Raw genomic sequence first — 7,988 nt, forward strand, 5'->3', positions numbered from 1 at the left:
GGCGCGGCGGGGGCGCCGGCCCCCCCCCCCCCGCGCGGGGGGTTGGGGGGTTCACCGAGTGGCGGCCGGCGGGGGCCCGGCGGGGGGCGGGGCCCCCCGTGCCCGCCGCGGGGGGCGGGCGGCGCGCCGCCGCGCAGCACAACTGCCGGCTGTGCAAATCGTTGCGGGAGAGCACCGCACTCGACGCCGGCGGCACGGAGGAGCTGTACGGGGACATCGAGCGTTATGAGGACTCAAGTCGGTTAACCCGCCGCGCTAAAGCAGCGCTGCGCTACACCGATGGGTTAATTTGGACCCCTGCGCACCTCGTCGCCGACGTTGCCGCCGAGGTGCGCTCCGGGTTTTCCGAGGCAGAGGCCGTCGAGCTCACCTTCGACGTCATGCGCAACGCCAGCAACAAGGTCGCCGTGTCGCTGGGCGCCGCGCAGCCGGACCAGCTCGGCGGTCACGGGGTCCACCGCGCGCATCCGGGCCACCGCGGGCAGAAACTCGTTGAACACCACATCCGACGGCTCGGTGGTGTGGTCCCAGGCGACCGTGCCGCTCACCCAGTCGAGGTGCTCGGAGCCGACGCCCAGCGATTCCAGCCCGGCCCGCACCCGCGGCACGAAATCGGCGATGTACATCTGCGTGACCACGCTGAAGGTGCTGTCCCCCAACGTCTTCCACAACCGGGACCGCTGTTCGCCGGTGATCGCCGAGACGTCGGCGCTGAACTGCTCGGCGAACTCGGCGACGACGGCCTCGGCCTCCGACGCCGGCTCAAAAACCTCAACCGCGGAGGGCAAGGGCGGCAGCGACAACGTCTGCGCGCACACCCGCCGGACCAAACCCGCAAGACGCCCGTCGCCCGGGGACAAAGCCACCAACTGGGTCAGCATTCCCCACACGCTACTGCGCCTGGCTCACCGAAGACATGTAGAAGTCGGGGATCCGCAGCGACGGCATCGCCGCCCGGGTGGCCCAGTCGCCCCACTCCCGCGGCAGCGTCTTTTCGCTCATACCCGCCTCGGTGGCCCGTCGCAGCAGGTCCAGCGGGCTCTCGTTGAACCGGAAGTTGTTGACCGACGCGGTCACCTCGCCGTCCTCGATCAGGTAGACCCCGTCGCGGGTCAGGCCGGTGAGCAGCAGGGTGGTGGGATCGACCTCGCGGATGTACCACAGCGTGGTCAGCAGCAGGCCGCGCTCGGTGGCCGCGATCATGTCGGCTTGCTCGGCCGAGCCGCCGGTCATCACCAGGTTGTCGGCGGCGACGGCGACCGTGGCGTCGAATTTCTCGGCCGTGGCCCGCGGGTAGGCCAGCGCGTTGATGACCCCGTCGCGGATCCAGTCCACCTGGGCGATCTCCATGCCGTTGTCGAACACCGACACCGTCTCCGAGGAGGCGCTCACCGCGACGAACGGGGTGCACGCCAGCCCAGGCGCCATCGGGTCGGAGAACAATGTGAGCGGCAGATCGGTGAGCCGCTCCCCCACCCGCGTCCCGCCGCCGGGCGCGGACAACGCCGTGCGTCCCTCTTGTGCGCCCCGGCCGGCCATCGACCAGGCCAGGTAGATCATCATGTCGGCCACCGTCGACGGCGGCATGATCGTTTCGTAGCGGCCGGCGGGCAGTGCGACGCTGCGCTTGGCCCAGTCGAGCCGCGTCGACAATTGCTCGAGCAGCGAATCGGTGGGCAGATCGACGAAGTCGGCGGTGCCGATGCCCGCCCAGGCGCTGGCTTCGCCGCGTTTGGCGTTGATCTCCAGCGCACCGGTGGGCTGGGTGTAGCGCCGGCGCAGGCCCGTCGAGGAGGCGAGGAATGTCGTCGAAACACTGTGGTGTGCAAAGCCGTACAGCCGATCGGCGCCGAGGAAGCCCCGGCTCAGCGAGTCGGCGACGTCGGAGAACACCAGGGGCCCGGTGCCCGGCACCGGCGCATCCCAATCGGCGGGCACCCCCGTATCGGCCAGCAGCGGCGCGGCATCACCGGCCTCCGGCGCCGAGCGGGCCGCCTCCTGAGACGCCGCCACCAGCCCCGGAATCACCCGCGGGTCCGCCTCGGCGGAGACCACCGTGCCGATGTGTGCGCTGTCGCCTTGCCGGACAATGGAAATCACGGCGATGCTGCGGCTGAGTGAAACCCCGTTGGTGGTCATGGAATTGCCCGCCCAGCGCAGCGTGGCCTCGACCCTGTCGGTGACCAGCACCATGGTCTCGCTGGCGCCGCCGAGCTTGGCCGCCTCGTCCAGAACGATGTTGACGACGTGCTGCGGGGTGATCATCGGGCGCCCTCGCTGACCGTGTTGAGCACGTTCACCCCGCGAAACAGCGCCGAGGGGCAGCCGTGGCTGACCGGGGCGACCTGCCCCGGCTGCGCCTTGCCGCAGTTGAACGCCCCGCCCAACCGCCAGGTCGACGCGCCGCCCACGGCTTCCATGGAATTCCAGAAATCGGTGGTGGTCGCCTGGTAGGCGACGTCGCGCAGCTGGCCGTCCAGGCGGCCGTCGCGGATGCGGAAGAATCGTTGGCCCGTGAACTGAAAGTTGTAGCGCTGCATGTCGATTGACCACGACTTGTCGCCGACGATGTAGATGCCGTCCTCGACGCGGCTGATCAGATCGGCGGTGCTGATGTCCTCGGGGGCGGGCTGCAACGACACGTTGGCCATCCGCTGGATGGGCACGTGATGCGGCGAATCGGCATACGAGCACCCGTTGGAGCGCGGCTGCCCCAGCCGGGGGGCGAACACCCGGTCGAGCTGGTAGCCGACGAAGATGCCGTCGCGCACCAGGTCCCAGCTCTGCGCGGCCACGCCCTCGTCGTCGTAACCGACGCTGGCCAGGCCGTGTTCGACGGTGCGGTCGGCGGTCACGTTCATCACCGGCGAGCCGTAGCGCATGGTGCCGAGCTTGTCGGGGGTGGCGAACGACGTCCCGGCGTAGGCGGCCTCGTAACCGATCGCGCGGTCGTATTCGGTTGCGTGGCCGATGGATTCGTGGATGGTCAGCCACAGGTTGGTCGGGTCGATCACCAAATCCGTTGGCCCGGCGGCGACGCTGGGCGCCTTGACCTTCTCGGCCAGCAGCGACGGCAGCTGCGCCAGCTCGTCGGTCCAGTTCCACACCTCGTCGCCGGCCAGCGCTTCCCAGCCGCGCCCCATCGGCGGGGCCAGCGTTCGCATCGAGTCGAAACTGCCGGCCGCGGCGTCGACCGTCACCGCCTCCAGCGTCGGCAGCACCCGCACCCGCTGCTGGGTGATCGACGATCCGAAGGTGTCAGCGTAGAACGTCTGCTCCTTGACGGCGGTCAGGCCCGCCGACACGTGGTCGATGCCGTCGGCGCCCAGCAGGCGCCCGGAGTACTCCTCGAGCACGGCGATCTTGTCGGGGCCGGGGATCTCGAACGGGTCGATCCGGTAACTCGACACCCAGGTGGCGTCGCGGTACACGGGCTCCTCGGCGAGCTCGACGCGCTCTTTGTTCAGCATCGCCAGCGTGGTGGCCACGTGCACGGCACGGCGCGCGGTCTCGGCCGCGACGGCGGGCGCCAACTCCGCGTGCGAGGCGAATCCCCAGGTGCCGTCGACGATCACCCGCACCGCCAGGCCCACCTCGCGGCTGACGACCGCGGTCTCCAGTTCACCGTCACGCAGCTGGATGATCTCGCTGCTCAGACGGTGAAGCCGCAGGTCGGCGTGGCTGGCCCCGGCCGCCTTGGCCGCCGACAACGCGGCCTCGGCGAGCTCGTGGCGCGGCAGGTCCAGGAAGTCGGGATCGATCCCCCGGTTCAATGTCACCGCACCACCGTAACGACCGCTCACCCCGAACGACGGCAGCGCCCGCTTTAATTACCTGCATGGCCAGCGCGGTGCTGAGGAAACAGCCTCGATCCACCGCGCTGGGTTACGCGCTGCTGGCGCCCAGCCTGTTCGGTGTGCTCGCCTTTCTGTTGCTGCCCATCCTCGTGGTGATCTGGCTGAGCCTGTACCGGTGGGACCTGTTGGGCCCTCTGCGCTATGTGGGCCTGGCGAACTGGCGGTCGGTGCTGACCGACTCCGGCTTCGCCAACTCGCTGGTCGTCACCGCCGTCTTTGTCGCGATCGTGGTTCCCGCGCAGACGATCCTGGGGCTGCTGGCCGCGTCCATGCTGGCCCGGCGCCTCCCCGGGACCGGGCTGTTCCGCACGGTCTACGTGCTGCCCTGGATCTGCGCACCGCTGGCGATCGCGGTGCTGTGGCGCTGGATCCTGGCCCCCACCGACGGCGCCGTCAGCGCCGTGCTCGGGCACAGCATCGGGTGGCTCTCCGACCCGAGCTTCGCCCTGCCGCTGGTGTCGGCCGTCGTCGTGTGGACCAACGTCGGATACGTCTCGCTGTCGTTCCTGGCGGGCCTGTTGGCCATCCCCGACGACATCCACGCCGCCGCGCGCACCGATGGCGCCAACGCGTGGCAGCGGTTCTGGCGCATCACCCTGCCCATGCTGCGCCCGACGACGTTCTTCGTCCTGGTAACCGGGATCGTCAGCACCGCACAGGTTTTCGACATGGTGTACGCGCTGACCGGCGGGGGCCCGGGCGGCAGCACCGACCTGGTGGCCCACCGCATCTACGCCGAGGCGTTCGGGGCGGCGGCGATCGGGCGGGCGTCGGTCATGGCGGTGGTGCTGTTCGTCATCCTGATCGGAGTCACCGTCGTCCAGCACCTGTACTTCCGGCGGCGGATCAGCTATGACCTCGTCTAGCCGTTTCGTCAATGCCCTCATCTACATCGGGCTGGTGCTGGGCGCGCTGATCACGTTGGCGCCGTTCGCACTTGGACTCCTGACCTCGTTCACCTCCGCCCACCAGTTCGCCACGGGAACGCCGCTGCAGTGGCCGCGGCCACCGACGCTCGCCAATTACACCGACCTGGGCGGGGCCGGCTTCGGCCGCGCCGCGGCGGTGACCGCGCTGATGACCGCGGTGATCCTGTTGGGCCAGCTTACGTTCTCGGTGTTGGCCGGATACGCGTTCGCGCGCTTGCATTTCCCCGGGCGCGACGCGCTGTTCTGGGTCTACATCGCCACCCTCATGGTGCCCGCGACGGTCACGGTGGTGCCCATGTATCTGATGATGGCCCAGCTGGGGCTGCGCAACACGTTCTGGGCGTTGGTGCTGCCGTTCATGTTCGGCTCGCCGTACGCGATTTTCCTGCTGCGCGAGCACTTTCGCATCATCCCGAACGACTTGATAAACGCCGCGCGCCTCGACGGCGCCAGCACCCTGGACGTGATCGTGCATGTGGTGGTCCCGTCCAGCCGCCCGGTGCTGGCCGCGCTGACGTTGATCACCGTGGTGTCGCAATGGAACAACTTCATGTGGCCGCTGGTGATCACCAGCGGGCACAAGTGGCGGGTGCTCACCGTGGCGACGGCAGACCTGCAGTCGCGGTTCAACTCCCAGTGGACGTTGGTGATGGCGGCGACGACGCTCGCGATCGTGCCGCTGATCGCGCTGTTCGTCGGCTTCCAACGCCACATCGTCGCGTCGATCGTCGTCTCGGGGCTCAAATGAGCAGGCCACGCTCGTCCACACTGGTCGCCGGATCGCTGGCGCTGGTGGCGGCGCTGCTGGCCGCGATGGCCGTGCTGTTGGACTATTCCGCCGAGCCGCACGGCGGCAAGGTCGTCATCAAGGTGCGGGTCTGGGCCGACCAGATCGCCGCGGCGTATCAGCAGTCGTTCGCGGAATTCAACCGCACGCACCGCGATATCGAGGTCCGCACCAACATCGTTGCGTATTCGACGTACTTCAACACGCTGCGCACCGACGTCGCGGGCGGCAGCGCCGACGACATCTTCTGGGTGTCCAACGCGTACCTCGCCGCCTACGCCGACGACGGCCGGTTGCTTGACGTCGGCAAGCTGCTGGGCCCGAATGCCACCGCCGACTGGGATCCGGCGGTGGTCGAGCAGTTCACCCGCGGCGGCGTGCTGTGGGGGGTGCCGCAGCTGACCGACGGCGGAATCGCGCTGTACTACAACGCGGACCTGCTGGCGGCGGCCGGAGCCGATCCGGCCCAACTCAACGACTTGCGGTGGAACCCGACCGGCGACGGCGACACGTTGCGCCCCCTGCTGTCCCGCCTGACCCTCGATGCCGACGGAAACGCCGCGGGCACAGCGCGTTTCGATGCCGGTCGGGTCCGCCAGTGGGGATACAACGCCGCCAACGACCCCCAGGGCATCTACCTGAACTACATCGGCTCGGCCGGCGGGGTGTTCCAGCACGGCGACGAGTTCGCCTTCGACAACCCCGCGGCGGTGTCCGCCTTCCGGTATCTGGTCCGCCTCATCAACGACGACCACGTCGCGCCTCCCGCCGCCGACACGAACGACAACGGCGACTTCTCCCGTAATCAGTTCCTGGCCGGCAAGATGGCGCTCTTCCAGTCCGGCACTTACAACCTGAAACCGGTCGCCCGCGATGCGCGCTTCCGCTGGGGCGTGGCCATGATGCCCGCGGGCCCCGCCGGCCGGGTGAGCGTCACCAACGGCATTGCCGCGGCGGGCAATTCGGCGACCAAACACCCGGATGCGGTGCGCCAGGTGCTGGCCTGGATGGGCAGCCAGCAGGGCAACGCGTACCTGGGCCGCGACGGTGCGGCCATTCCCGCGGTGCTGTCGGCTCAGCCGGTCTACTTCGACCATTGGGCCACCGAGGGCGTCGACGTCGGGCCGTTCTTCTCGGTGCTGAAGGGTCCCCGCATACCCGCGCCGGGCGGCGCCGGCTTCGCGGCGGGGTACACCGCCCTGCAGAGCTATTTCGACGAAATGTTCTTGGGTCGAGGCGATGTCGCCGCCACCCTGCGGAAGGCTCAGGCGGCGGCCAACGCCGCCGCGGAGCGCTAGCCGCCAGTCCCGTGAAAGCGTTCACAGGGCCCTCGACGGGCGGTACGCTGACGCGACCTGCAACAAGGAGAAAGATGTCATGCCCGGGTGGTGGATTATTGCGATCCTGTTTTTCCTGGTGGCGGCCGCGGCGTTGGTCGCGAGCCTGTTGCTCGGCGCGGGAACAAGGTCGACCTGGTGGGGCATCACCGCGGCGGCGGCGTTGTTCGGCGTGGTCTTCACCCTCATCAGCGCCTATGACCGGGTGGACACGCGCAACGTCGGCATCATCACCGAGTTCGGCAAGCCGGTGGGCGTGCACGGCGCTGGGATCGTGTGGCATGCGCCGTGGCGCAAGGTAAGCGAGCTCTCGGAGGCGATCCAGTTGCAGGCGTTCGAGTCGAACAGCTTCGACGACGCCAGCCAAGGCAGGGGGTCCAACAACAACCCGGCGGCGATCAATGTGCGGCTGGCCAACAACTCCAACGCCTACGTCGACGAGAACCTGAACTGGCGGCTGCGCGAGGGCGCGGCCCCGAAGCTGTTCCAGGATTACGGCGGCGCCAACGTGTTCCAGACGATCAAGGAGCAGTTGGTGGACCGGCAGGCGCAGGTGGCGTTGTCGAAGGTGTTCGCCACGTTCAACCCGCAGGTCATGTTGGCCGCCGCGGCGAACGCGCCGGGCGCGTCGGCGCAGATGACCGCGCCGGCCCAGGGCGCCGACCTGCCGGCGATGGCCGCACAGGTCAAAAAGGACCTGCAGGACGCGGTGGGCACCGAGATCGAGATCCTCGACGTGCGGATCCCGCGGATCTTCTACGACCAGCCGACCCAGCAGCGCATCGACGCCTACAACCAGAAGGTTCAGGAAACGATCAACGCCCAGCAGGACGTCAAGACCGCGGAGCAGAACCGGTTGGCCGCCGAGCAGCGGGCCAACCAGCCCCCACCGGATCTGCGGATCGCGATCTTCAACTGCCTCAACGATCAGGTGAAGAACGGGCGCGACCCGGCCGGCTGCTGGGGCCAGATCGGCGGCCAGCCGCTGGTGCAGGTGCCGCGCTAGCTGTACCCGGTCATGAGGTTGGTTGCAGTCGGCTGACGGGTGGGTGCCCGCCGAGTGCGCTGTGACGTCGTT

The 7,988-nt window shown here is 68.9% G+C and carries 6 protein-coding genes and 1 pseudogene; 4 read left to right on the forward strand and 3 right to left on the reverse strand.

The window, feature by feature from the left end:
* Window positions 1–407: 407 nt before the first annotated feature.
* From A9X00_RS28635 to A9X00_RS28645, 3 genes and pseudogenes are all read right to left on the reverse strand, one after another.
* Window positions 408–881: pseudogene (locus A9X00_RS28635) on the reverse strand (carboxymuconolactone decarboxylase family protein); the annotation flags it as partial.
* Between the two features lie 10 nt (window positions 882–891).
* Window positions 892–2,265 carry a TldD/PmbA family protein gene (locus A9X00_RS28640; protein ID WP_067161589.1) on the reverse strand — a complete coding sequence of 458 codons (1,374 nt, stop codon included), beginning with the start codon at window positions 2,263–2,265 and terminating at the stop codon, window positions 892–894.
* A complete protein-coding gene (locus A9X00_RS28645; RefSeq protein ID WP_067161592.1) occupies window positions 2,262–3,779 on the reverse strand; it encodes a TldD/PmbA family protein in 1,518 nt (505 codons plus the stop codon). Before A9X00_RS28645 ends, A9X00_RS28640 begins: the two co-directional genes overlap by 4 nt.
* A gap of 74 nt (window positions 3,780–3,853) precedes the next feature.
* Between A9X00_RS28645 and A9X00_RS28650 the strand changes: the two genes are divergently transcribed.
* From A9X00_RS28650 to A9X00_RS28665, 4 genes are all read left to right on the forward strand, one after another.
* Complete coding sequence (locus A9X00_RS28650; protein WP_156772346.1) at window positions 3,854–4,723, forward strand: carbohydrate ABC transporter permease; 870 nt, start codon at window positions 3,854–3,856, stop codon at window positions 4,721–4,723.
* Window positions 4,710–5,534, forward strand: a complete 825-nt coding sequence (locus A9X00_RS28655) for a carbohydrate ABC transporter permease (RefSeq protein WP_067161598.1) — start codon at window positions 4,710–4,712, stop codon at window positions 5,532–5,534. Before A9X00_RS28650 ends, A9X00_RS28655 begins: the two co-directional genes overlap by 14 nt.
* The gene (locus tag A9X00_RS28660; protein ID WP_067161601.1) at window positions 5,531–6,871 is read left to right on the forward strand and encodes an extracellular solute-binding protein; all 1,341 of its coding nucleotides are present in this window, start codon (window positions 5,531–5,533) and stop codon (window positions 6,869–6,871) included. The genes A9X00_RS28655 and A9X00_RS28660 overlap by 4 nt, the downstream gene beginning before the upstream one ends.
* A 79-nt stretch (window positions 6,872–6,950) precedes the next feature.
* A complete protein-coding gene (locus A9X00_RS28665) occupies window positions 6,951–7,916 on the forward strand; it encodes an SPFH domain-containing protein (RefSeq protein ID WP_067161605.1) in 966 nt (321 codons plus the stop codon).
* Window positions 7,917–7,988 lie beyond the last annotated feature (72 nt).

Origin of the sequence: Mycobacterium sp. 1245805.9 (assembly GCF_001672915.1) — a bacterium.
Lineage (GTDB): Bacteria > Actinomycetota > Actinomycetes > Mycobacteriales > Mycobacteriaceae > Mycobacterium.

Excerpts from the sequence above, each read along its gene's own strand:
- A9X00_RS28660 (WP_067161601.1), top strand. The coding sequence starts at position 5,531 with ATGAGCAGGCCACGCTCGTCCACACTGGTCGCCGGATCGCTGGCGCTG.
- A9X00_RS28640 (WP_067161589.1), bottom strand. The coding sequence starts at position 2,265 with ATGATCACCCCGCAGCACGTCGTCAACATCGTTCTGGACGAGGCGGCC.
- A9X00_RS28665 (WP_067161605.1), top strand. The coding sequence starts at position 6,951 with ATGCCCGGGTGGTGGATTATTGCGATCCTGTTTTTCCTGGTGGCGGCC.
- A9X00_RS28655 (WP_067161598.1), top strand. The coding sequence starts at position 4,710 with ATGACCTCGTCTAGCCGTTTCGTCAATGCCCTCATCTACATCGGGCTG.